At 64.0% G+C, this 21061-nt stretch carries 21 protein-coding genes; 12 read left to right on the plus strand and 9 right to left on the minus strand.

Annotation, left to right across the window (positions count from 1 at the left end):
• The first annotated feature begins 395 nt into the window (after nucleotides 1–395).
• The 6 genes from C487_RS12015 to C487_RS12035 all read left to right on the plus strand — a co-directional run bounded on the left by C487_RS12015 (nucleotide 396) and on the right by C487_RS12035 (nucleotide 4099).
• A complete protein-coding gene (locus tag C487_RS12015) occupies nucleotides 396–623 on the plus strand; it encodes an LSM domain-containing protein (RefSeq protein ID WP_006186040.1) in 228 nt (75 codons plus the stop codon).
• Nucleotides 620–796: a 50S ribosomal protein L37e gene (locus C487_RS12020; protein WP_006186041.1), complete on the plus strand. Its 177-nt coding sequence runs from the start codon at nucleotides 620–622 to the stop codon at nucleotides 794–796. The genes C487_RS12015 and C487_RS12020 overlap by 4 nt, the downstream gene beginning before the upstream one ends.
• Before the next feature lie 150 nt (nucleotides 797–946).
• Nucleotides 947–2137, plus strand: coding sequence for a threonine synthase (locus C487_RS12025; protein WP_006186042.1), 1191 nt, complete (start codon nucleotides 947–949; stop codon nucleotides 2135–2137).
• 137 nt (nucleotides 2138–2274) lie between these two features.
• Nucleotides 2275–2448, plus strand: a complete 174-nt coding sequence (locus C487_RS21035) for a hypothetical protein (protein ID WP_006186043.1) — start codon at nucleotides 2275–2277, stop codon at nucleotides 2446–2448.
• A gap of 220 nt (nucleotides 2449–2668) precedes the next feature.
• Nucleotides 2669–3370 carry a phosphoglycerol geranylgeranyltransferase gene (locus C487_RS12030; protein WP_006186044.1) on the plus strand — a complete coding sequence of 234 codons (702 nt, stop codon included), beginning with the start codon at nucleotides 2669–2671 and terminating at the stop codon, nucleotides 3368–3370.
• A gap of 78 nt (nucleotides 3371–3448) precedes the next feature.
• The gene (locus tag C487_RS12035) at nucleotides 3449–4099 is read left to right on the plus strand and encodes a helix-turn-helix domain-containing protein (RefSeq protein ID WP_006186045.1); all 651 of its coding nucleotides are present in this window, start codon (nucleotides 3449–3451) and stop codon (nucleotides 4097–4099) included.
• Between the two features lie 20 nt (nucleotides 4100–4119).
• Here the strand turns inward: C487_RS12035 and C487_RS12040 are convergent, their stop codons facing one another.
• Nucleotides 4120–4920 (minus strand): SIR2 family NAD-dependent protein deacylase, encoded by an 801-nt coding sequence (locus C487_RS12040; RefSeq protein ID WP_006186046.1) that lies wholly within the window; start codon nucleotides 4918–4920, stop codon nucleotides 4120–4122.
• 165 nt (nucleotides 4921–5085) lie between these two features.
• Here C487_RS12040 and aspS point away from each other — a divergent pair, with 165 nt between their 5' ends.
• On the plus strand, nucleotides 5086–6390 hold the full coding sequence (aspS, locus tag C487_RS12045) for an aspartate--tRNA(Asn) ligase (RefSeq protein ID WP_006186047.1): 1305 nt from the start codon (nucleotides 5086–5088) through the stop codon (nucleotides 6388–6390).
• 84 nt (nucleotides 6391–6474) lie between these two features.
• Here aspS and C487_RS12050 read toward each other — a convergent pair whose 3' ends face one another.
• Complete coding sequence (locus tag C487_RS12050; protein ID WP_006186048.1) at nucleotides 6475–7314, minus strand: esterase/lipase family protein; 840 nt, start codon at nucleotides 7312–7314, stop codon at nucleotides 6475–6477.
• A 202-nt stretch (nucleotides 7315–7516) separates the two neighbouring features.
• Here C487_RS12050 and C487_RS12055 point away from each other — a divergent pair, with 202 nt between their 5' ends.
• Nucleotides 7517–8344: a pantoate kinase gene (locus C487_RS12055; RefSeq protein ID WP_006186049.1), complete on the plus strand. Its 828-nt coding sequence runs from the start codon at nucleotides 7517–7519 to the stop codon at nucleotides 8342–8344.
• Nucleotides 8345–8481: 137 nt separating this feature from the next.
• The gene (locus tag C487_RS12060) at nucleotides 8482–9261 is read left to right on the plus strand and encodes a 4-phosphopantoate--beta-alanine ligase (RefSeq protein WP_006186050.1); all 780 of its coding nucleotides are present in this window, start codon (nucleotides 8482–8484) and stop codon (nucleotides 9259–9261) included.
• A gap of 281 nt (nucleotides 9262–9542) precedes the next feature.
• Here C487_RS12060 and C487_RS20660 read toward each other — a convergent pair whose 3' ends face one another.
• Entirely contained in the window at nucleotides 9543–9710 is a 168-nt protein-coding gene (locus C487_RS20660) for a hypothetical protein (protein WP_161605714.1), read from the minus strand.
• Nucleotides 9711–9761: 51 nt separating this feature from the next.
• Entirely contained in the window at nucleotides 9762–10160 is a 399-nt protein-coding gene (locus C487_RS20345) for a hypothetical protein (RefSeq protein ID WP_152422508.1), read from the minus strand.
• Nucleotides 10161–10837: 677 nt separating this feature from the next.
• Between C487_RS20345 and C487_RS12065 the strand changes: the two genes are divergently transcribed.
• Nucleotides 10838–11833 (plus strand): tyrosine--tRNA ligase, encoded by a 996-nt coding sequence (locus tag C487_RS12065; RefSeq protein WP_006186051.1) that lies wholly within the window; start codon nucleotides 10838–10840, stop codon nucleotides 11831–11833.
• 440 nt (nucleotides 11834–12273) lie between these two features.
• On the plus strand, nucleotides 12274–13212 hold the full coding sequence (locus tag C487_RS12070) for a biotin--[acetyl-CoA-carboxylase] ligase (RefSeq protein ID WP_006186052.1): 939 nt from the start codon (nucleotides 12274–12276) through the stop codon (nucleotides 13210–13212).
• A gap of 34 nt (nucleotides 13213–13246) precedes the next feature.
• Here C487_RS12070 and C487_RS12075 read toward each other — a convergent pair whose 3' ends face one another.
• The 5 genes from C487_RS12075 to C487_RS12095 form a co-directional block, all read right to left on the minus strand.
• Nucleotides 13247–13627, minus strand: a complete 381-nt coding sequence (locus tag C487_RS12075; protein ID WP_049908120.1) for a DUF7268 family protein — start codon at nucleotides 13625–13627, stop codon at nucleotides 13247–13249.
• Complete coding sequence (locus C487_RS12080) at nucleotides 13614–14531, minus strand: ABC transporter permease (RefSeq protein ID WP_006186054.1); 918 nt, start codon at nucleotides 14529–14531, stop codon at nucleotides 13614–13616. The genes C487_RS12075 and C487_RS12080 overlap by 14 nt, the downstream gene beginning before the upstream one ends.
• Nucleotides 14528–15541 carry an ABC transporter permease gene (locus tag C487_RS12085; RefSeq protein ID WP_006186055.1) on the minus strand — a complete coding sequence of 338 codons (1014 nt, stop codon included), beginning with the start codon at nucleotides 15539–15541 and terminating at the stop codon, nucleotides 14528–14530. Before C487_RS12085 ends, C487_RS12080 begins: the two co-directional genes overlap by 4 nt.
• A gap of 52 nt (nucleotides 15542–15593) precedes the next feature.
• A complete protein-coding gene (locus tag C487_RS12090) occupies nucleotides 15594–17195 on the minus strand; it encodes an ABC transporter substrate-binding protein (protein ID WP_006186056.1) in 1602 nt (533 codons plus the stop codon).
• 251 nt (nucleotides 17196–17446) lie between these two features.
• Nucleotides 17447–20437: a dipeptide ABC transporter ATP-binding protein gene (locus C487_RS12095; RefSeq protein WP_006186057.1), complete on the minus strand. Its 2991-nt coding sequence runs from the start codon at nucleotides 20435–20437 to the stop codon at nucleotides 17447–17449.
• Between the two features lie 81 nt (nucleotides 20438–20518).
• On the opposite strand from C487_RS12095, the gene C487_RS12100 reads away from it, so the two are divergent.
• Nucleotides 20519–21001, plus strand: a complete 483-nt coding sequence (locus tag C487_RS12100) for a DUF7529 family protein (protein WP_006186058.1) — start codon at nucleotides 20519–20521, stop codon at nucleotides 20999–21001.
• Nucleotides 21002–21061 lie beyond the last annotated feature (60 nt).

Genomic DNA, 21061 nt, shown 5'->3' on the forward strand with positions numbered 1-21061 from the left:
CAGAGATGTGTATAAGAGACAGGCGTCTCGCCGTCGATGTGCAACTCTACGAGGGTGAATTTCTTGTCGCCCATGGGCGGACGCTCAACGAGTGTCCACTTAGCCGTTTGGTTAGGTCTCCACTATCGTCCCACCTGAAACGGATTACACACCGATCGCACAGGCGTCGTGCGATCAGATGTACAGTGACGTTCAGTGGTCTCCTATCGTGAGCGATGTACGAACTGATTACGGGAGTCCCGTCCCGGTCGACTCGGCATTTCGGGCCGCAAAATCGCGGGACTGCGGTCCCGGCCCGTGCTGCTATCGGCCACGGTGTGCGGTACCAGCCATACCCCGCCAAAACCGGACTCCGGACCGGTACGATTAAGTGTCCGTCACCTGCGGTGTTGCGTATGAGTGGACGACCGCTGGACGTCCTCGAGGCGTCACTCGGCGACCGCGTGACAGTACGACTCAAGAGTGGCGACGAGTACGTCGGCGACCTCGCCGGCTACGATCAACACATGAACCTGGTGCTCGAGGACGTGACGATCCCCGTCGAGGGCAACGTCGAGGAGGAGCCGCCGGCCGAAGACACAACCATTATACGCGGCGATAACGTCGTCTCGATCACTCCATGACTGGTGCAGGAACCCCGAGCCAAGGAAAGAAGAACAAGACGACCCACACGAAGTGTCGTCGCTGCGGTGAGAAATCGTACCACACGAAGAAGAAAGAGTGCTCGTCGTGTGGCTTCGGCAAGTCCGCCAAACGACGCGGCTACGAGTGGCAGTCGAAGACCGGCGACAACTGATCTCTCCGTTCTCCCGTCCGATTCTGTCGGGCTTTCGACTCACGGCGTAGCGACCGCTGCTCTCGATGTCGCGGTCGACACGCGCTACCCACCCGTCGGAGTCGCGGTGCCGATGGACAACCCTTAGTTCGACGCCCCGAAGGGTCGCGTATGGAACCGACAGACGCCTTCGTCGGGCTCGAGTGTGTCGACTGCGGGGCGACCGTCGACGCCGCCGTGTCCCATCACTGTCCGGACTGTGGCGGCGCGCTCGATCCGCGCTACGACGACGACGCGATCGACCTCGACCGCGAGACGCTCGCCGACCGACCGTTCGACTCGCAGTGGCGCTACGCGGAACTGCTCCCCGTTGCCCGCGAGTCGGCGGTGACGACGAACGAGGGGGCGACGGCGCTGGTCGACTGTCCCGACCTGGCCGCCGAACTCGGCGTCGAGCGCGTGCTGATCAAAGACGAGGGACGGAACCCGACGGGGTCGGTCGCGGACCGCGGCGCGGCAGTGGCCGTCAGCGCGGCCGTTCAACACGGCGCAAGCGACGTCGCGCTTCCCTCGCCGGGTAACGGCGGTCAGGCCGTCGCGGCTTACGCGGCCCGCGCGGGGCTCGACACCCACGCTTACCTCCCCTCTCGGTCCGGCTTTACCAACAAGGCCATGGTCAACGTCCATGGCGGGGACATGAACGTCGTCGGCGGCCGCTACGGCGATGCCGTCGACGCGTTCGCCGACGGGATCGCGGAACACGACGACTGGTACTCGCTCCGCTCGTTCGAGACGCCGTACCGCCACGAAGGCGCGAAGACGCTGTTCTACGAACTCGTCGAACAACTCGAGTGGACGGTTCCCGACGTCATCGCGTACCCGACGGGGGCCGGGACCGGGCTCGTCGGACTCGCCAAAGCCGCACAGGAGGTCCGCGACCTCGGACTCACCGACGACCTTCCCGCACTCTACGCCGCGCAGGCGGCCGGCTGTGCGCCGATCGTCGAGGCGGTCGACGAGGACCGCGACGAACACCGCTCCGTCGACCACCCCGACACGATCTGTGGCGAACTCGAGATCGCCGATCCGGCGGCGAGCCCGCGCGTGCTCGAGGCGATCCGCGAGACCGACGGCGGCGCGGTCGCGACCGAGGACCCGGACATCCTCGAGTCCGCCGCGCGAGTGGCCCAGGCGGAAGGGCTCGAACTGATCCCGAGCGCGGCGGCGGCCGCTAGCGGGGCGTGGGAACTCGCGGAGCGCGGCATGTTCGACGGCTCGGAGACGGTCGTCATCGTCAACACCGGTGCGGGCAACAAGGAGGCCGACGTGTTGCGGAGCCATCTGATGAGCCAAGGGATCTAGGGCCCGATCGAAGCCGCCGGCGACCGGTTCGGGGAGCGGCCGTCCAACCGCGATCCGATTCCCGAACCGACCGCGGGGACCGAACGCCTTCACCGACAGAGCCTTGACGCCGAGACGAGTAGACGAACCGAGTTCAAATGTGTGAACATTCACCAGAGTGTTCGAACGGGGGTACGTGCCAGCTCGTCCTCGAGAACGGACGGACCGGCCTCGAGACCGCCGAGTACTACTGTAAGGCACACCTCGTGCTCCGGATCTGGGAAGTCGAGAACGATAGCGCGATGCGAGCCGTCAGCGCCGAGCAACTGTAGGCGCGCCATCGGACACCGACACCGGTCCACGCCGGGGGACGCCGACCCGTCGCGCGCTGGCCGCGCGGTCGCCACTCGACGAGAACCGAAATCGGCCACCGCCGGCTCCCGTTCGGGGTGGAAACCACCGGCGGGCCGAGGCGTGGCCGGACGCGACGCGTGATCCGCGGGACGGGGGCGTTTCGTAGCGCTTTTGCTGGTTGTCGGGAAACGACGCGGTATGACTACCCCCTGGGACGACTGGAACCACATTCTCAAGATCGACCCGGACAAGGAGCTCCCCGAGGGCGTGACCTACGGCGATCTCTGTGCGACCGGCACCGACGCGATCGAAGTCGGCGGGACCATGGGCATCACCGAGGAGAACATGGGCGCGGTCATCGAGGCCTGCGCCGAACACGACGTTGCGCTCTATCAGGAACCCTCGAACCCCGAGGTCGTTCTCGAGGACGACGCGCTGGACGGCTATCTCATTCCGACCGTCTTCAACGCCGGCTCACCGTTCTGGATCACCGAGGCTCACAAGGAGTGGGTTCGACTCGAGGGCGAACTCGACTGGGAGCGGACGACGACGGAAGCCTACATCGTCATGAACCCCGAGGCCGACGTCGCGGAGTTGACCGAGGCCAACTGCGACCTCGATGCCGACGATGTCGGCGCGTACGCGACAGTCGCCGAGCACATGTTCGGCCAGGAGATCATCTACGTCGAGTACTCCGGCACCCTCGGCGATGAGGCCGTCGTCGAGGCCGCCGCCGAGGCGACCGACGAATCGACGCTGTTCTACGGCGGCGGAATCCATGACTACGACTCCGCGTACACGATGGCCCAGTACGCCGATGTCGTCGTCGTCGGCGATCTCGCACACGACGAGGGGATCGAAGCGGTTCGGGACACCGTCGACGCGGCCAACGACGCGTAGTCCGCGATCCGGTCCGACCGGCCGACAGACGTGAACGTGGCCTCAACTGTTTTGTCGTTTCGCGGCGCATGAACGGGCATGAGCCTCCTCGCCGCGTTCGAAGCGTCGTCGCCGGCGCTGGCACTCGGGCCGACCCTCGAGGCGCTGCCGTCGATCGAGATCGAACTCGAGCGCCAATACGCCCTCGATCCCGCTCGCCCCATCGCGTTCTGTCGAATACAGTATCGTGACCGCGAGGGACTCGCCCGAACGCTCGCCGACGACGACACGATCGACGAGTTCGACCGACTCGGCGAGATCGAGCGCGGGAGCCTGTACCGACTGCAGCGCAGCGAGACGGACGTCATCGACGCGTACCGCGAGTGGGTCGACGCCGGTGGCGAGTTGCTCGCGTGTCACGGCTCCGACGGCAGTTGGGCGGTCGAAATGCGGTTTCCGGATCGCGACTCGTTCGGGCGCTATCACGAGTTTCTCGCGGGCGAAGGCGTCTCGATCGAGTTACAGCGCCTCGCCGACGGCGACGACGGGCGACGCCGCGGGTCCCGAGCCGTGCTGACCGACGCCCAGCGGGAGGCACTCACGCTGGCTCACGAGCACGGCTTCTTCGAGGTGCCCCGCGAGACGGGCCTGTCGGAGATCGCCGCCGAACTCGGAATCTCGAACCAAGCCGTCAGCGAGCGGCTGCGGCGCGGTCAGGCACAGTTGATCGACGACCGACTCGGCGAGTGACCGCGCCGCGACGCGGTGTCTCACGCTGTGGTCAGATCCCGCAGCCGCGGAAGCACCGCCGTCACGTCCTCGCGAAGCACGGTCTCGGCGATCCCGTCACACGGCGTCGGCTCGAGGTTCACGATGGCGACCGTCGCGCCGGTCGACGCGGCGAGTCGCGGGAGCGAGGCCGCGGGTTCGACGACGAGCGAGGACCCGATCGCGAGGAACACGTCGCTCTCGCGAGCGAGCGATCGGGCCCGCTGAAGGACGGCGTCCGGAAGCCGGTCGCCGAAGAGAACGACATCCGGCCTGAAGACGCCCCCACACTCGCACGTCGGCGGCAGTTCGCCCGCTGCTGCGCGCTCGACGATCGGGTCGCCGTCCCGGCGGTTTCCGCAGTCGGTACAGCGGACCCACCGCGAGTTGCCGTGAAGTTCGAGGACGGTCGTTTCGGTCTCGGCCGCGACATCGAGTTCGCCGTCGTTCGTCCGCTCGCCGCCCGCCCCCGCGGCGTCGCCGTGTAACCCGTCGGTATTCTGGGTGAGGATCGCCTCGAGATTCCCGTCCCGTCCCATCGCAGCCAGCGCTTCGTGGCCCGCGTTCGGCTCGTACTCCTCGTCGAACATCGCTCGGTGGAGGGCGACCCGATCCGTCCAGAACCCCGCGGGATCGCGCCGGAACCGGTCGGAAGTGAACTGCCGCTCGTCGAATCGGTCCCAGATGCCGTCGTCGCCGCGGAAGGTCGGAACGCCCGAGGGAGCCGAGAGTCCAGCGCCGGTGACGGCGACGGCCGTGTCTGCACGTCGGATCGCGCCAGCGAGTCGCTCGAGGTCGTCCATACACCGGTACTCGGCGTGCTCGGCAAAACGGTTTCCCGCCGTCGAGGGGTCGGTATCGAGAGTCGCCGAGACGGTGTCCCGCGGATCGCACGCGCGGTGAGAATCGGCGGGAGCCGCTCGGCGTGAACGACTGCGCTTAAGTTCCGCCTGCGTGAATCGGGTGGTATGCAGGATAGAACCTACACTGCCGACGCCGAGCCGGGCGACGACGTGACGGTCGCCGGATGGGTCCACGAGATCCGCGACCTCGGGGGCATCGCGTTCCTGATCCTCCGGGATACCGCCGGCAAGATCCAGATCAAGTTCGAGAAAGACGAGATGGACGACGACTTAGTCGAGACGGGACTCGGCGTCTCTCGCGAGAGCGTCGTTACGGTCTCCGGCGCGGTCGAGGAGGAACCGCGCGCGCCGACGGGCGTCGAAGTCACGCCGGAGTCCGTCGAGGTCGTCGCGCCCGCCGACCCCGAACTGCCGCTCGATCCGTCCGGGAAGGTCGATGCCGACCTCTCGACGCGACTGGACAACCGCACCCTCGACCTGCGCAAGGACGAGGTCCAGACGGTCTTCGAGATCCGTTCGGACGTGTTGCGTGCGGTCCGCGACCAGTTCCGCGACTACGACTGTACGGAGATCAACACGCCGAAGATCGTCGCGACGGGGACCGAGGGCGGGACGGAACTGTTCCCGATCACCTACTTCGGCGAGGAGGCCTTCATGAACCAGTCGCCACAGCTGTTCAAGCAACTGGTCGCGGGCTCGAACGTCGAGCGGGTCTTCGAGATCGGCCCGATCTTCCGCGCGGAGGAACACAACACGCCGCGGCACCTGAACGAGGCCACCTCGATCGACTTCGAGGGCGCGTTCTGTGACCATACCGACGCCATGGACGTCGCCGAGGGCATCGTCAAAGCCGCCTACGAGTCCGTGCAGGAGAACTTCGGCGACCAGCTCGAGGACCTCGACCTCGCCGAGGAGTTCGAAGTCCCCGAGGGCGACTTCCCGCGTATCAGCTACGAGGATGCCATCGAGCGCATCAACGCCACGGGCGAACTCGACGAGCAACTCGTCTGGGGTGACGACCTCTCGACGCCGGCCGAGGAGGCCCTCGGGCAGGACGTCGGCGGTCACTACTTCATCACGGACTGGCCCAGCGAGATCAAGCCGTTCTACATCAAGGACCACGACGACGATCCGGAGCTCTCGACCGGCTTCGACCTGATGCACCCGCGGATGGAACTGGTCTCGGGCGGTCAGCGCGAACACCGCCACGAGAAGCTCATCGAGGGCTTCGAACAGCAGGGGCTCGATCCCGACCAGTTCGAGTACTACACCAAGATGTTCAAGTACGGCATGCCGCCCCACGCCGGCTTCGGCCTCGGCGGCGAGCGCTTGATCATGACGATTCTCGGACTGGACAACATCCGAGAAGCCGTGCTCTTCCCGCGAGATCGCCAGCGGCTGAGCCCGTAAGCACTCTCCGGGAGTCGGCGAGTCGGACGAAAGAGCACGACCCGTGCAGGACTTTCTCGAGTGCGGGGAACGCCCGCTCGCGCCTCACTCGCAGCCGCCGGTGGTGATCGCGTCGGCGAGGTCTGAACCGACCGCGTCGTCTCCCAGATACTCGAGGTGGCTGCCGACGCTGCCGGTTACGTCGACATCGCTGTAGTTCGAGGCGGGGGAACAGCCGGCCCCGTCCGTCCCGAGTGCGGTATCACCGATACCGCCGTACGCCGAGCCGACCATCGAGTCGTTTTGCGAGTGGTAGTTACGGACCTCGCAGGCGGTGCCGAGGCCGGCGTTCCACGGCTCGCCACAGATTTCGGACCCGTGGGCGGCCGTACCCAGTCCCGCGACGGTCTCGATTCCGGAATCGCTGCCGAGTTTGGTCGCCGTCCAGTAGACACAGCGGCCGCCGAGCGAATGACCGACGAGGCGGACGTTGCCGCCGCCGGCGTCGTCGAAGTCTTCGACGAGGTCGGCGACGACCGCGCCGACGTCCTCGGTATCGGACTCCGCGCCGAGGTAGTTGACGTTGGTTGCGGGCCACTCGATCGCGACGGATTCGGTCGGCGTATAGCCGCCTGATTCGAGGGCGTTCTGAACGGTCGACGCCTGACTCGAGACGGTGGTGTCGCCGAACCAGCCGTGGATGAAGACGAATAGTTCGTCCGTGACGGGGAGGCTGCCGTCGGCGCTCCAGCCGAAGAATCCGTCGTTGACCTCGATCACGTCGGGGGTATCCACCTGTGCGGACGCCGCTCCCGTCGTGGCAGCCAGTCCTCCGCCGCCGATGAGCGTCGTGCCCGCGGCCCGCAGGAGGGGTCGTCGAGTTGTCCTCGCGTCGCGTCCCGACCGTTCGCCTGTGTTGTCATTGGCAGCCATGATGCGACCCATTCTTCCGCCCCGTTCGGATTGCGCTTTCCGCTTCTATATCGAGTCCATTGAAGAGGGGGACTCGAGCGAGCGACGGACTGAAGCGGGTTAGGTGCGGTGTATTCGATCGGATCGATGGAACCACCTGTTCCCACCTGGAACGGCCGAACGCGTCGCGGGGAACCTTCAACGTTATATCGCTCGGGCCGAAACGGGGGGCGTAATGCGCGAGGAGGCGACGGCGTTCGTCCCCGGTCACGTGACGGGATTTTTCAGCGCTCACCCGGACGAGGACCCGACGAAAGCCGGCTCACGGGGAGCGGGATTGACGCTCACAGACGGTGTGGAGGTATCGGTCGAACCGGCGACGGAATCAAAAGTCGTCCTCGACGGGACGGAAGCCGAGGTCGAACCGGTGACGACCGTTCTCGAGACGCTCGATGCGAGCGCCCGCGTCGAGGCCGCCGCCGATCTTCCGATCGGGGCCGGCTTCGGCGTTTCGGGAGCGATGGCGCTCGGGACGGCGCTCGCGGCGAACCGCGTCTTCGAGCGCAAACTCTCCGCGAACGAACTCGTCACGATCGCCCACGGTGCCGAGGTGCAGGCCGGGACGGGGCTCGGTGACGTGGTCGCACAAGCACACGGCGGCGTTCCGATCCGCCTCGAGCCGGGTGGCCCACAGGACAACAAACTCGACGCGATTCCGTCGCGGGCGCGCGTCGAGTACGTCTCGTTCGGCGAACTCTCGACGGCGGACGTGCTCTCGGGCGACACCGAGGAGCTGACGGCTGCCGGGAAGGAGGCGCTCGCTCGCGTCGTCGAGGAGCCGACGCTGCTGTCGTTCATGTACGCCTCGCGGCTGTTCGCACGCGACGCCGGCCTGCTCACCGAACGGGTGACGGAGACGATCGCCGAGGTCTCTGAGGCGGGCGGACAGGCGTCGATGGCCATGCTCGGCGAGACGGTCTTCGCGCTCGGAACGGGGCTCTCCGACGCCGGCTACGAGCCGTCGGTCTGTGCGACACATCCCGCCGGTGCGGTGTTGAAGTAAGGCGGACGCCGCCTCTCGGGTTCCGCTCGGCCTTTCGTGCCATCGCAGGGACGGGCCACGCGAGCGGTCGGCGGGAGCGGTGGGTTGCGCGTCGCGCGATCGGGTCGTTTTTCATCGACTACCACCAGTAATCGCTCGTGAGCGACTACGACAGCGTCTCCGCCGATGTCGAGACGGAGGAGGAGATTCCGGAAGAGCATCCCAGATATCAAGACCTGCTGACCCGCCACCGGATCGAGGCGGGCGTCGAAAAGGGAATCACGCACCTCCAGGGGATGCACGCCGAGGGACGAGGCAGCGCCTTCGACTACTTACTGGGCGAGGAGACGATTCCGAGCGCCGACGAGGCGGAGCGGGCCGCCGCCGCCCATCTCCTGCTCGCCGACCGCCCCGTGCTCTCGATCAACGGCAACGTCGCCGCGCTGGTCCCCGGCGAAATGACCGCCCTCGCCGACGCCGTCGATGCCGACCTCGAGGTCAACCTCTTCAACCGTACGCCCGACCGGATCGAAGCCATCGCCGAGCACCTCCGCGAGCACGGCGCGGACGACGTGAAGGGGCTCGAGGCCGACGCCCGAATTCCGAACCTCGATCACAAGCGGGCCAAGGTCGACGCCGACGGTATCTACGAGGCCGACGTCGTGCTCGTGCCCCTCGAGGACGGCGACCGCGCCGAGGCATTAGATGAGATGGGCAAGACCGAGATCGTGATCGACCTCAACCCGTTGTCGCGCTCGCCGCAGGTGGCGGACGTGCCGGTCGTCGACAACATCATTCGTGCCGTGCCGACCATCACCGAGCACGCCCGCGAACTCGCGGACGCCAACGAGACTGCGCTTCGGGCGATCGTCGAGGACTTCGACCGGGAGCGCGCGCTCGAGGCGGCCGAGGAACGGATTCGGTCGGGCGATCTCTAATCCAGTTCAGTGAAACCTTCCGACCGGTCCGAATTCCTGGAGTCGGATGCGGCCGACCGAACTGGTCTGCTCCGCTGAGCCGGACACCAGTTCGTTGTCGTCGCTCGAGATACCTGTCCGTAGTCGGTATGTGTATTTTGATGCTGGGGAGTACGAAAATTGCTTGAAATGGTAGCAGTCTATCGAGGTTGGTGTCGGCGTGACAACCTGCTATCTTGGTAGAGTGGTCTGCGACTGAGTTTGGGAAATTACAATACGATCAAAATAAGTTGTATAAATTTCTATTCCAAGATATTCATCATCTCTGATATAAAGTCAATGACTATGAATAGGAGTAAAGATATGGCAAAGAATATGAATATGAGTTCTGAATACACACCATCAATTCCGATGGTGTTTGCTATCAGAGTATATGCAATTATTGCGAGGATTGAATTCTCTGCTTCCATAACACCATCTTATATCCTGTCTATTTAAAAATGTTTGTCCACACAGATGATTTAAGTGCTAAATATATCGTCAGTATCTGTGTCCTCTGCTAGGTCCCAGTTACTACTAGATCCGGATAGTGTAACTTCGATAGGTCCTTTTCCACCAGTGATTTCTTCTACTTTAACGTCTGTTGGATTAACTGACCAGTTATGTTCGTAACTTCCAACAACGGTTCCAGGAACACCATCAACATTCCGTAGAGAAACTGCAAGAAGTACATTCGCTGATGTATACATCTTGTCTGGCATATCCACAGTGGCGGCGAATCCACCGCCCTCTAAACTATCCGAGAAGAGATTAACACTACCTGCTTCCTCTGGTTGAATTCTACGACTTGAGTCCCCTACCACGGTCCAGTGATCCTCATTAAAGGTTATTCCGATCGCATCCTGTGCCCAAGAAGCCATTCCTGGAGTGGCAGAGATATCGTCAAGTTTTGCGATAGTTTGAACCCTAATTCTTTCATCACTCTCTGGGTGTTCAAAGGCCGAACAAAGTACTTCGGATCCACCTTTCGAATACTTATTCTGGATACTAATATTGCCATTATCCCCATTATTAATTCGATCTTTTTCCGATAGCTTTTTATTTGAAATAGTATAATTTAGGCCCTGTTTTTCTAGGGTCCTTTTTACACCGTTTTTACCGGCATCGCTATATGCGTTTAGTACCCGATCATCAATCTCCTCTAACGTATATGGGTCACTATCGGGATTGTTCTCCCCACTTACACTTCCTAAAACGCTTAGCGATGCCAGTCCAACTCCAATTTACTAATTACCGATCTTCTTCGCGTCATGCAATTACCACTGGACGTGACAAACACATATACCTTCTTCTCATTTTCTGGGTTGGATAATACCTATTCCTACGCGATCCTATAGCTTGAGCAATTTATTTTGACCCAATACATCTTAGAATTCCAATATTTATTATTGGAACCCGCGACCGATGCCTATTTTTGGGAAAGTCCTGTCCCCGATGGGGAGCAACTAGATACTGTAGATATGAAGCTAGTGAGAATTCTCGGTCGACTCGAGCGCCTTTCAGGAGGTATAAATTCCTCCTCCGGTTCCTGTCACATATGGACGCCTACGAGTTATTGACGCGAAACGCCGAGGAGGTCGTCACCGACGAGGAAGTCCGCGACCTCGCGGAGGACGCCGCGGGAAAGCGGGCCTACGTCGGCTACGAGCCCTCCGGCGTGCTTCACCTGGGACACCTCCTCACCGCGAACAAACTCATCGATCTGCAGGAGGCGGGCATGGAGGTCGTCATCCTCCTGGCGGACGTCCACGCCTACCTCAACGAGAAGGGGTCCTTCGAGGACATCCGGGAGACCGCCGAACAGATGAAAGCCCAGTTCCTCGCTTACGGCCTCGACGAGGAGCTAACGGAGTTCGTCTACGGCTCCGAGTTCCAACTCGAGGACGACTACACCCTCGACCTCCACCACCTCGAGCGCGAGACGACGATGAACCGCGCCCAGCGCGCGATGGCGGAGATTCAGGGCGATGAGACGGCGAAGGTGAGCCATCTCGTCTACCCGCTGATGCAGACGCTGGACATCGAGTACCTCGACCTCGATCTGGCGGTTGGCGGCTTAGACCAGCGGAAGGTTCACATGCTCGCTCGCGAGAAGTTGCCCGAACTCGACTACGAAGTTCGCCCGGCGATCCACACCCCGATCGTCGCCAACCTCACCGACGGCGAGGGGAAGATGTCCTCGAGCGAGGGGATCACCATCTCGATGGAGGACTCGACCGACGAACTCGAGGACAAGGTCAACTCGGCGTACTGTCCGCCGACGCGGGACCCGGAGCCGAGCGAGGACGGCACCGAGCGCGAAAACCCCGTTCTCGAACTGTTCGAGTACCACGTCTTCCCGCGGTTCGACGAAATCGTCGTCGAGCGTCCCGAAAAGTACGGCGGCGATCTGACCTACGACGACTACGAGGACCTGGCCGCCGACCTCGAGTCGGGCGACCTCCACCCCGCCGACGCGAAGGGGACGCTCGCGACCTACCTCGACGAACTGATCGCGCCGGGCCGCGAGAAACTGTACGAACTGCGCGATTAATCCCGTCGGACAACGCGGGGGACAGCCCGATCGGACTCGAGAGACGGTACGGTGATACGGTTCGGACACGAACTACGACGACGACACGGGGCAGTCACCCAGTTGATTCGGAGCGACAGGAGCCAACGAAGCAGGGTGGCGCTCCGGTCTAAACGAGAGCGTTCGACGCGAGGCCTGGGTCTCGAACTCGAGCCACCACTGTCGTCCCGCATCCCGTGGAACTCCCTGCTGGGTCCTCAGCGCCGGATGCCCCCGGTCGGGTCTCGCGTACTGGTTCCCCTTCCGGACGTGTGTTTCCAAGACCGTACGGTGACCACCGGCCGCCGCGACCCTTCCGAGCGTGTCACGCGCTAGAGTCGCGACTGAACGTCACTGTGAGTGGCTCGACTGACATCGCTCGATCCAGCCGATTGAAGTACGAGCGGGTCCCGTGCGGAGGCATGAACGAAACACGACGGGCGATCATCGCGGCGCTCGCGGACGGGCCGGTGTCCGGACCCGAACTGGCCGAGTCGCTCGAGATCTCGCGGGCGGCCGTCTGGAAACACATCGAGGGGCTGCGCGAGGCCGATTTCGAGATCGAGAGCGGACCGACCGGCTACGAACTCGTCGCCGTCAATGCGTACAATGCGCCGGCGGTCGAATTCGAACTCGAGGCCCCGTTTTCGATCGAGTATCACGACTCCGTGGGGAGTACGAACGACCGAGCACGCGAGTTGGCCGGCGAGGGTGCGACCGACGTCGCCGTCCTCGCGAACGAACAGACCGGCGGTCGCGGTCGCCTCGATCGCGAGTGGGCCGCGCCCGCGGGCGGCGTCTGGGTGAGCGTCGTGACGCGGCCGGCGATCACGCCAGCGCAGGCACCGCTGTACACGCTCGCAGCGTCGGTCGCGACGGCGACTGCCGCCCGCGAAGCCGGCGTCGACGCTCGGATCAAGTGGCCCAACGACGTGGTCGTCCCGGTCGGCGACGACGGCGACTACCGGAAGCTCGCGGGGATTCTCACGGAGATGGAGGGCCAGACGGACCGCGTGGACTGGCTCGTTGCCGGGATCGGCGTCAACGCGAACCTCGACGCCGACGCGCTGCCCGAGGGAGCGACCAGCGTCCGCGCCGAGGCCGGCGACGTGGACCGCAGGCGCTTCGTCCAGCGCCTGCTCGAGGGGTTCGATCGGTACCGGCGCGATCTCGAGGCGGTCGTTCCCGCATGGCGCGAGTTGGCGCTGACGCTCGGCCAGCGCGTGCGGGTCGATCGCCCCGCGGGCGAGATCGTCGGGGAGGCGATCGACGTGACGGAGTCGGGGGCGCTCGTGGTCGAGACCGACGACGAGCGAGTGACGGTCTCGGCCGGCGACTGTGAGCACCTGCGTCCCGTCTGACGGCCACGTTTCGACGGCGCGGAGCGCTCGGCGATCACACGCCGAGCAGAATCGAGCAGGCGGCCGCGGCGACGATCCAGCCCGCACCCGTCCACGACACGACGAAAAACGCCTCCCGAGCGCTGGCTTCGGTCCAGCCGGCGCTCACGTCGAGGTGGGCTTTCATGCCCTCGATGGTTTGCCCGAGACCGACTGCGGTCGACCACGCGGTGACGCCGAACCCGAGCACGAGCGCGCCGAGCGCGAACGCCGTATCGGTCGCGGCTCGCGGCGACCAGACGACCAGCAGCGCCAGCGAGACGGCCGCGCCGAGCGCGGCCCCGATCGCCACCCAACGAGCGGCGGCAATAATGAGCCGACGGCTGCGCTCGACGCGGCTCCTCGAGACGGGGACGGCGGAATCAGTCGACGGCATCTCGCATGCGGGGATCTAAGGCATCCCGCATCCCGTCGCCGAGGAGGTTGAATCCGAGCACGGTAAGCGCGAGGAACAGGCCGGGGAAGAACGACCACCACCACGCGCCGGAGAACAGTCCCTTTTCGACGCCATTGGCGAGCATCATCCCCCACGACGGGTCGCCGGGGTTCGCGCCGAACCCGAGGAACGACAGCGCCGCGATATCGATGATGGCCAGCCCGTAGTTCAGCGTCGATTGGACCGTGATGGGGGCCAGACAGTTCGGCAGGACGTGACGGATCAACAGCCGCGGATCGGTCGCACCGAGCGCACGCGTCGCCTCGATGTACTCGTCCTCGAGGACTTTCAGCGCTGCGCCGCGGACGACGCGGGCGAACCGCGGCGTGTAAACGAGCGTGAGCGCGGCGACTGCACGCCACAGGCCCAGCGACTCGGGGAAGATGGTGACGAGCGCGAGCGCCAGCAGCAGCGACGGGAACGACAGGAGAACGTCCATCGTCCGCATGATCACGTTGTCGGTGAGGTCACCGTAGTACGCCGCGACGATGCCGGCAGTGATGCCGAGGACCGTCGACGCGAGGACGGTTGCGGTTCCGAACTTCAGCGCGTACCACGCGCCGTACAGGACCCGCGGGAAGATGTCGCGGGCCTGTCCGTCGGTTCCGAACCAGAACTGGGCGCTCGGGGCTGCCTCACTCGGGTTCGAGCCGAAACTGGTCGCGACGATGGCGTCGAGATCGTACACGAGTCGAGCGTAGATGGCGACGGCGAACAGCCCGACGATGAGGCTGAGACCCGCGACGGCGATGCGGTTCGATAGCAGTTCCGTCAGGAACGGACTCGCGCGGATGCGATCGACGATACTGCGTTCGACGTCGGAGGAGTGGGTTTTCGTACTCATTGATCGATCCGTGGGTCAAGGACGGAGTAGGTGATGTCGACGAGGAGATTCACGATCGTGTACATGAACGCGAACACGAGGACGGTCGCTTGTACCACCGGGTAGTCGCTCTTGTTGATCGCCTCCACGAGCAGCGTCCCGATCCCGTTGATCTCGAAGACGGTCTCGGTCAGCACGGAACCGCCGAGCATCGACCCGAACTGGATCCCGATGATGGTGATGACGGGGATGAACGCGTTCCGGAGTCCGTGTTTCATGACGGTCGTTTTCGCGCCTTGCCCTTTCGCGCGGGCCGTCCGCATGTAGTCCTGCCGGACGACTTCCAGCATCGACGAGCGCATCATTCGAGAGATGAACGCCATCGAGTACACGCCGAGGACGATAACGGGCATGACCAGATGCCGGGCCGCGGACTGGAACGCCGCGAGGTTGCCGGCGATAAGGGTGTCGATCAGGATGAACCCCGTCTTCGAGTCGATGAAATAAGTGGAGCCGATACGGCCGCTCGTCGGGAGAATACCCAGCACCTGTGCGAACAGCAGGATGAGAAGCGGTCCGCTCCAGTAGATCGGGACGCTGATTCCCGTGAGTGCACCGACTCGAGAGAAGTGGTCGGTCAGCGTGTCTTGCTTGACGGCGCTCAGGATTCCGAGCGGCAGCCCGAACAGGAGCCCCGCTATCTGTCCGAGAACGGCAAGTTCGATCGTGATCGGGAGCCGATCGGCGAGGATATCGCCGACGGCGGTCCCGCGTCGGACCTGGTAGGACTCTCCGAAGTCGAACGTCGCAGTATTTCGGAGGAAACGGACGTACTGCTCCCACAGCGGATCGGTGAGTCCGAGATCCGAGCGGACCTGTTCGACGAACTCCTGGCTCGCGCGTTCGCCCGCGATCGCGATCGCGGGGTCTCCGGGCGAGAGATGGAGGATAGCGAAGACTACTGTCGCCACTCCGAACAGCACCGGACCGAGCAACAGCAGTCGTTTGGCGATGAACCGCTTTGATACCATTATGCGGAGGGATGAGTGTGAATGTTTAAAATGTTTCCTGTCAACAACCGCGTTACTCGACGTCGACGAGATGGAGGTGTGGGCCACCGATGGCCGACACCTGGTAGTTGTTGACGGTGTTGCGGACGCCACGAATCTCGTCGGCGTAGTCGATGTATACCCACGGTGCTTCGTCGTAGGCGATCTGGGCGGCGTCGTGGTAGAGTTCGGCGCGCTCGTCTTTGGCTGACGTCTGCTGGGCCTCCTCGATGAGGTCCATGAAGTCCTGGTTCGCCCATGCGGTTCGGTTGGACGTGTTGTACCCCTCCGTGTCCCAGTCCACCCAGTCCTGTCCGTCGGGGGACTCGACCTGCGGGTGGAGAAGGACGTAGTAGAAGTTGTCCGGGTCGGCGTTGTCCGTATACCAACCGGCCAGCGACGCATCGTGTTTCCCTTCTGAGGTGTAGGTGAGGTAGTCCGAGAACTGTCGATCGTCGATGGTGACATCGATACCGATGTTCCCGAGGTCCGTCCGGATCGACTCCGCCGTCGAAATCGGTGCCGGATTGTAGCCGCGGGCGTTCTGGAAGGTCGTCAACTCGAAGGAGAAGCCGTCACCGTAGCCGGCGTCTTCCAGGAGCGACTGTGCCTTCTCGGGGTCGTTGGGATACGGGCTGAGATCGTCGTTGTGGCCGAAAAGCGCCGGCGGACACGGCTGGTCGGCCTGTTCGGCGATGTCGGAATAGATCTCGGAGACGATGGATTCGGTATTGATGGCGTAACTGATGGCCCGGCGGACCTGCGGGTCACGGAACGCTTCCACGCGGGACTGGTTGAACGACATGTACCCGATGTTGATGCCTTCACCCGACTGGACTTCGGCGGCATCGGAGTCTCTGACCTGCCCGATGTTGTTCGGCCCGAGATTGTCGATGATCTCGAGTTCGCCTTTGGTGAGGGCCTGCGTTCGCGTGGAGTTCTGTCCGCGTTCGATGAACAGGAGTTGGTCCACGTTCGGCCCGTCGCCCCAGTAGTTGTCGTTGGGGATGAGTTTGATTCGACCGTTCGAATTGTCGAGTTCGTCGAGTTTGAACGGGCCGGTACCGTTGGCGTCCGTAGCGAAGTCGAAATCGCCCTCGATCGCGTCCTGCGGGAGGACGACGGCAGCGAACATCGCGAGGTTACGCAGGAACGGCGCGTACGGATCCGTAAGCGTGATGTTCAGCGTATAGTCGCCGTCGGCTTCGACGGAGTCGATCCAGTTTCCGAGCGTGAACGGCCCGTACGAGGACAGATCCCCGACGTGGTACTCGTACTCCTCGTCGACGAACCGCCGGTAGGTCGCGATGAAGTCGTCGGCGGTGAAGTCGGTCCCGTCGTCGAACTGGGCGTCCTCACGCAGTTGGAGCGTGACGTCCGTCCCCTCCATCGACCAGTCGACCGCGAGGCTCTTGGTAATCGCTGCCTCGCCGGGCTGAAAGTCGATGAGCCCGTCGTAAATCTGGTTCGTGACCTTCGACACTTCGCCGCTGGTCGTATCCTGCGGATCGAGGGTTTTCGAGTGTGCACTGCGACCGTATCGAAGCGTCCCACCGCCACTGCCATTGCCGCCGAGACAGCCGGAAACGGAACTCGCAGCCGTCGCGACGACCGTGGCGCTCCCGGCGGACTTCATGAAACGACGCCGAGAGACCTGGTTGTTATCACCTGGCATAAGCGTAGTGCTTGTATCTACATATATAATGCTATCGATCAAGATAGTGAAAACCACACCCAACGACACAATCGGTGCGGCTGAGACGTTATTTTAACTAAATATAATGAAAAACGTGTGCGTTTTCGGGCGCACATATTGAATCGGCGTCGCCGGAACGGTCACTCGCGGTCGCGCCGTCCGGCGGTGAGACGGTGGCCCCGCGGCCCTCGCTACTCGGCGTCGGGACTGAGATGACAGGCGGCCGGATGCTCGCCGTCACCGAGCGAGGGATCGCTGTGCTCACAGACGCTCTCGAACGCGTCCGCGAGGACGGCCTCGGCGGCCGCCCAGTCGCCGTCGTCGAGGTGCCGGTAGGACTCGTCGACCGCCTCGCGGGCCCGACCCGACAGCGGTCCATCGAAGAACTGCGCGTCGAGTGCGGCGGCGAGGTCACTGCCACCGTCCGCGACGGCGCGGGGCGTTTCCGTCTCGGCGATGACCTCCTCCCGGGCGGCCTCGAGATCGATGTCTCGGGATTCCACGCGCTGTCGATAGAACATGACCTCGCGGTAGCGGTCCTGCTCGATGTCCAGGTCCTCCGGTGGGATGATCGCCGGACACCGCGTCCGGAAGTGACAGCCGGACGGCGGGTCGATGGGCGAGGGAACGTCACCCGTGAGGATGGTCCGATCGTCGGTCTCCGCCAGCGGATCCGGTTCGGGTATCGCCGAGAGCAACGCGTTCGTATACGGGTGCTTCGGGTTCGCGAACAGTTCGTCGGTCGTCGCGATTTCGACGACCTCACCGAGATACATCACTGCTACCCGGTCGGAGATGTGGCGGACGACGGAGAGGTCGTGTGCGATAAACAGGTAGGTCAACCCGAACTCCTCCTGGAGATCCTCCATGAGGTTGATGATCTGGGCCTGTACGGACACGTCCAGGGCCGAGACCGGTTCGTCGGCGACGATGAAGTCCGGACCCACCGCGAGGGCGCGAGCGATGCCGACGCGCTGGCGCTGTCCGCCGGAGAGTTCGTGGGGGTAGCGGCCGTACTGACTCGTGTCGAGGCCGACTTCCTCGAGAAGCTCGAGGACGCGGCGGCGGCGGAGCGTGCGCTTTGAGTCCCCTGCAGACACGTCCACCTGGACGCTCGTGATGCGGCCGTCCTCGCGCGTAATGTCCGTCGTCACGTCGAGTGCCCCTTCGATGTCCACGGTAACGTCGCCGTTTTCGACAGCGACCTCCACGGGGACGACGACCTCCCCGTCGGTACTCTCGAGTAACGCGTCCACGTTGTCCGCGACGTCGACGGACACCGCAGCCGCCGAGATGCCCGTCGTCGAGACAGCGGCGCGCGTCTCCACGTCGGGATCGGTCTCCGGGAGACCGTGGATCTTCAGCGGCTCCATGATGGTCTGCCCGACGGTCATCCGCGGATCGAGACTCGACATCGGGTCCTGGAACACCATCTGCATGTCCTTGCGCTTCTCCCGGAGTTCCGACTTCGAGAGGTCTCCAAGCTCTTCACCGGCGTAGACGACCGTGCCGTCCGTCGGCGGATTGAGGTGCAGGATGGCTCGCCCCGCAGTCGATTTTCCACAGCCGGACTCGCCGACCAACCCGAGGGTTTCTCCCTCGTACACGTCCAAACTCACGCCGTCGACGGCCTTGACGCTCGGCTGCTCGCCGACGAACCGATCGAGGAGCCCGTCCTCCTGTTGGTAGTACTTCCGCATCTCCCTGAGTTCGACGATCGGCTCGCCGATGTCGGATTCGGTCGTCGATGCCGCGCCGTCCGCGCCGTACTCGCTCTCGTCGAACTCCTCGAGGACGCACTTCGACCGGTGATCGACGTCGTCGGGTCCGTGCTGGAGGAACGGGATTTCGCCGTCGCGACACTCGAGCGTGGCCCACGGACACCGATCGGCGAAGTGACACCCCTCGGGCATGTCGATGAGGTCGGGAACGTTCCCTTCGATGGGCGTCAGGCGGTCTTTCTCCTCCGTCGGGATGGACTCGAGAAGCGTGTACGTATACGGGTGACTCGGATCGTTGAAAATCTCCTCGACGGGGCCTTCCTCGACGATTTCGCCGGCGTACATCACGGCGACCCGATCGCAGGTCTCCGCGACGACGCCGAGATCGTGCGTGATCATCAGCACTGACATGCCGAACTCCGCCTGCAGGTCGTCGATGAGGTCGAGGATCTGCGCCTGAATCGTCACGTCGAGGGCGGTCGTCAGCTCGTCGGCGATGAGGAGGCTCGGCTGACACGCGAGTGCGATCGCGATGAGGACGCGCTGGCGCATGCCGCCGGAGAACTCGTGGGGGTACTCCTCGAGACGCGTCGTCGCCTCCGGGATGCCGACCTCCGTGAGAATCTCGACGACATCGGCCATGACCTCCTCGTCGTGTTCTTTGCCGCCGATTCTCGGGAGGATCTCTCGGATGGCGTTCAGCCACGTGTCCCGTTTCCGTTCACCGTACTGGTGGAGTCGCAGGGACTCGGCGACCTGTTCGCCAACGGTCACCGCGGGATTCAGCGAGGTCATCGGGTCCTGGAAGATCATGCCCATCTCGCTGCCGCGGACCTTCCGCATCGCTTCCTCGGGCGCGTCCGTCAGGTCGACGACGCCCTCCTCGACCGTGATCGTCCCAACGTCCGCACCGCGATCGAACTGCTCGCGTGCCGCCTCGTCCAGATAGACGAACCCGTCGTCGGCGTCATCGATGGCGTCGGCGAGGGCATCCGCGACTCCGGACGGCGTCGCCTGGTCCTCGAGTCGGTCGGCGGCGTCCCGAAGGGCGGCTGCGAGCGCCGCGGGATCGTCGTGATCGGAGAGGTCGGCGGCCATGCCACGCAGCTCCGACGACGCCGAGTCGCGCCCGTCGCCGACGCGGAGGTCCGCGATGACGGCTCGGACTGCGTCCACGAGTTCGAAGGGGTACGGGACGACGGCATCGTCGAATTCGGCGGCGATGTCCGCGGCGAGTGTCGCGTCCCGGAAGGACACGCGCCCGGCCACGACGTCGCCGGGGTCGTCCACGAGGTCCATTGCTGAGAGTGCGGTCACGCTCTTGCCGGAGCCGGACTCGCCGACGAGGCCGACGGTTTCTCCCTCCTCGATGGTGAGGTCGATGCCGTTGACGGCTTTTACTGCCCCGCGTTTGGTGTCGAACTGCGTGCGAAGTCCGGAGAGGGATAGGAGGTCGGTCACTGCCAGCAGTTCTCTTGGCAGTCATCAAATAGTTTGCGGGACTTGGGAACGCTTATCCCCCGTGATGCACGCGGTGCAGACATGAGCGAGCATCCGGCGGACGAGACCCCTGAGACCGGCCAGGCGCAGTCCGGTTGGCAGTCCGTCATCGAGGATATGGCGGCGATCGCCGACGAGTACCGTGACCGCGGTTGGACGGCCCTCGAGCTCCACCCGGGGGATTCCGTCCTCGTGGACGCCGAAACGCGAACCGGCCTCGACGTGGTCTTGCCGGGGCCCGAATACGAGGACCTCGAGGCGCTGACGGACGACTGTACGTTCACCGCGGTCGACGTGTTTCGAGCCGAACACGGCGGGATGCTCTACCTGCTCGTCGTCGAGCAGGCACCGGACGACGAGACGGCTATACTCGTCCCCGCCTACTACGACCCCGGGTCCGGACAGACGAAACTCGAGCAGATCCGGGCGGACGGCGAACTCCGACTGTTCTGCAGGCGGCTGAACGACGACTACGTCGAGTTCGTCCACGACGACGTGACGCCGTTCCTTCCGGAAGCGCTGTAACCGCCGCGAACGTGTCCCCGTTCGAGATCGGCCCTCGAGCGCGACGGGTCGGACGCGATC

The sequence above is a fragment of the Natrinema pallidum DSM 3751 genome (assembly GCF_000337615.1).
In the GTDB taxonomy this organism is placed as follows: Archaea; Halobacteriota; Halobacteria; order Halobacteriales; family Natrialbaceae; genus Natrinema; species Natrinema pallidum.

What these genes read in the sequence shown, in the direction of transcription:
- C487_RS12025 (WP_006186042.1), top strand. Translation starts at nt 947, where the DNA reads ATGGAACCGACAGACGCCTTCGTCGGGCTCGAGTGTGTCGACTGCGGG.
- C487_RS12040 (WP_006186046.1), bottom strand. Translation starts at nt 4,920, where the DNA reads ATGGACGACCTCGAGCGACTCGCTGGCGCGATCCGACGTGCAGACACG.
- C487_RS12015 (WP_006186040.1), top strand. Translation starts at nt 396, where the DNA reads ATGAGTGGACGACCGCTGGACGTCCTCGAGGCGTCACTCGGCGACCGC.
- C487_RS12090 (WP_006186056.1), bottom strand. Translation starts at nt 17,195, where the DNA reads ATGAAGTCCGCCGGGAGCGCCACGGTCGTCGCGACGGCTGCGAGTTCC.
- C487_RS12050 (WP_006186048.1), bottom strand. Translation starts at nt 7,314, where the DNA reads ATGGGTCGCATCATGGCTGCCAATGACAACACAGGCGAACGGTCGGGA.
- C487_RS12030 (WP_006186044.1), top strand. Translation starts at nt 2,669, where the DNA reads ATGACTACCCCCTGGGACGACTGGAACCACATTCTCAAGATCGACCCG.
- C487_RS12055 (WP_006186049.1), top strand. Translation starts at nt 7,517, where the DNA reads ATGCGCGAGGAGGCGACGGCGTTCGTCCCCGGTCACGTGACGGGATTT.
- C487_RS12085 (WP_006186055.1), bottom strand. Translation starts at nt 15,541, where the DNA reads ATGGTATCAAAGCGGTTCATCGCCAAACGACTGCTGTTGCTCGGTCCG.
- C487_RS12080 (WP_006186054.1), bottom strand. Translation starts at nt 14,531, where the DNA reads ATGAGTACGAAAACCCACTCCTCCGACGTCGAACGCAGTATCGTCGAT.
- C487_RS12075 (WP_049908120.1), bottom strand. Translation starts at nt 13,627, where the DNA reads ATGCCGTCGACTGATTCCGCCGTCCCCGTCTCGAGGAGCCGCGTCGAG.
- C487_RS12035 (WP_006186045.1), top strand. Translation starts at nt 3,449, where the DNA reads ATGAGCCTCCTCGCCGCGTTCGAAGCGTCGTCGCCGGCGCTGGCACTC.
- C487_RS12020 (WP_006186041.1), top strand. Translation starts at nt 620, where the DNA reads ATGACTGGTGCAGGAACCCCGAGCCAAGGAAAGAAGAACAAGACGACC.
- C487_RS12070 (WP_006186052.1), top strand. Translation starts at nt 12,274, where the DNA reads ATGAACGAAACACGACGGGCGATCATCGCGGCGCTCGCGGACGGGCCG.
- C487_RS20660 (WP_161605714.1), bottom strand. Translation starts at nt 9,710, where the DNA reads ATGGAAGCAGAGAATTCAATCCTCGCAATAATTGCATATACTCTGATA.
- C487_RS12100 (WP_006186058.1), top strand. Translation starts at nt 20,519, where the DNA reads ATGAGCGAGCATCCGGCGGACGAGACCCCTGAGACCGGCCAGGCGCAG.
- C487_RS21035 (WP_006186043.1), top strand. Translation starts at nt 2,275, where the DNA reads ATGTGTGAACATTCACCAGAGTGTTCGAACGGGGGTACGTGCCAGCTC.
- aspS (WP_006186047.1), top strand. Translation starts at nt 5,086, where the DNA reads ATGCAGGATAGAACCTACACTGCCGACGCCGAGCCGGGCGACGACGTG.
- C487_RS20345 (WP_152422508.1), bottom strand. Translation starts at nt 10,160, where the DNA reads ATGGCTTCTTGGGCACAGGATGCGATCGGAATAACCTTTAATGAGGAT.
- C487_RS12065 (WP_006186051.1), top strand. Translation starts at nt 10,838, where the DNA reads ATGGACGCCTACGAGTTATTGACGCGAAACGCCGAGGAGGTCGTCACC.